The sequence below is a fragment of the Burkholderia sp. RF4-BP95 genome (genome assembly GCF_001521985.1).
GTDB lineage: Bacteria > Pseudomonadota > Gammaproteobacteria > Burkholderiales > Burkholderiaceae > Burkholderia > Burkholderia diffusa.
On the sequence record NZ_LOSX01000041.1, the window covers coordinates 1 to 1,859 of the forward strand.

3 protein-coding genes are annotated in these 1,859 nt (G+C 63.4%); all 3 read left to right on the forward strand.

Annotated elements, in window-relative coordinates:
- Window positions 1-389 (forward strand): DUF1804 family protein (locus tag WS46_RS15630; RefSeq protein ID WP_059691054.1); only part of this gene is annotated, 389 nt, incomplete at its 5' end.
- Window positions 390-398: 9 nt separating this feature from the next.
- On the forward strand, window positions 399-596 hold the full coding sequence (locus tag WS46_RS15635) for a hypothetical protein (protein ID WP_059691055.1): 198 nt from the start codon (window positions 399-401) through the stop codon (window positions 594-596).
- Window position 597: 1 nt separating this feature from the next.
- Window positions 598-1,859 (forward strand): hypothetical protein (locus WS46_RS15640; RefSeq protein WP_059691056.1); only part of this gene is annotated, 1,262 nt, incomplete at its 3' end.

Sequence of the window (1,859 nt, forward strand, 5' to 3'; positions counted from 1 at the left end):
GATGGAAGGATGATGCGCGCGCTGCCGGCGACGATTGGGATAAAGCCCAGGCTGCACAGTTGATGGCCGGTGGCGGGGTCGAAGGTGCGGCCCGCCAGATGCTTGCCGGCATGATCACGCAGTATCAGGCGACGATGGATCAGCTCGATGCCGATACCGAGATGAAGCCGGCCGACAAAGTCGCGATGCTGGCCAGCCTCGCCGACGCGTACAACAAGACGATCAACGCGTCGAAGCGCATCCTGCCTGAGACGAACGAACTGGCGATCGCGATGGGCGTCGTGCAGCGTCTGGCCACGTTCATCAAGGATCGATATCCGGAGCACGTCGGTGCGTTCGCTGACGTCCTCGGCCCGTTCGGCGAAGAGCTGGCCACCGTTTACGGTTGAGGTAACGACATGCTGGTCAGACTAACCCGCGACAACGCGGTGAATCCCGTTCACGTCGTGAGCGCCCATATCGAATACCGCGAACGGGATACTCGCCTCGTTGTCGAGATGGTCACTGGCACCGTGGCCTACGTGACGCACAACCTGTATGACGGCGTCGACGTGTACAAGGTCCATCAGGCGCTTGTCGACGCGAAGGCGGAGTGAGATGGTCCAGAAGTTCACCGAGAAGGATTTCCACAAGGAAATCGCGGAGCTGCAAGCGGAGTTGCGGCGCGACATCGAGTCCCACGCAACGGGCCTCGATCCGTCGCCGCCCGCGCGCTTGGAACGCCGTCGACGTGTGCTCGTCGACGGCGATTACCAGTTCTTCGCGTACACGTACTTCCCGCATCACATTCGCGGGACGCCGTCGCTGTTCCAGGCGCACTTCTGCGGGCGGTTCCCGAAGCTGCTGCGCCAGGCCGGCGGCACGCGTGAATGGTGGGTCGCGCCGCGCGGCGAGGCGAAGTCGTCGATGTGTACGAAGATCGGCCCGGTTTATGTCGTCGTTCAAGGGCTGTTGCAGCGCGAGGACATCCGGCGCGAGGTCGGATGGACGGACGCGCTCCCGGAGTTCCTCGACTACATCATCCTGCTTGGTGCCGAAACGTCGCTGCCTACCAAGCTGCTCGAAGTGGTTAAAACGGAGCTGACCGCTAACGCGGCGCTTCAACTCGACTTCCCCGAGGTGTGCGGCAAGGGGCCGACGTGGAAGGTGGGCGAATTCGTCACGAAGAACGGCGTCAAGGTCGAACCATTCGGTGCCGAGCAGGCGATTCGCGGCACGTTCCACGGAGCGAGCCGCCCAAAGGTGCTGATGGGCGATGACCTGATCACCGATGCCGAGGCGAAGAGTCCAACCGAACGCCAGAATCGCTGGACGTGGTTGGAAAAGGCCATCGACTACCTCGGCCCACCGGACGGCAGTGTGAAGTACATCGGCGTCGGCACGGTGCTCGACAAGGATGATCCGATCTCGCGCGCGAAGCGCACAATCGGTCACGTCGTCCATCACTTCCGCGCGATCGCGCAGATGCCGTCGAACATGGACCTGTGGCAGCGGTGCGAAGCGCTGATGCTCAACGACGACAAGCCGGCGATCGAGGCGGCCGCGCAGCGCGGCGAGGCGATCGCCGACACCGAGCTGCCGTCGTACCGGTTCTACCTGGAGCACCAGGCAGAGATGGACGCTGGCGCCGTCACGTCCTGGCCGTCCGTGCGCACGCTGTTCTATCTGATGCGGCAGCGCGCGAAGTCGCCGCGCGCATTCGCGACTGAAATGCAGGGTGATCCGCGCACCGAAGACGACAAGGTGTTCGGCCACATCACGTTCTGGGTGCAGCGCCTGCAATCCTGGTTGATGTTTGGTGCGTGCGATCCGTCGATGGGCCAAGGCAGGAAGTCGGACCCGTCCGCGATCCTGGTCGG

Excerpts from the sequence above, each read along its gene's own strand:
- WS46_RS15635 (WP_059691055.1), top strand. The coding sequence starts at position 399 with ATGCTGGTCAGACTAACCCGCGACAACGCGGTGAATCCCGTTCACGTC.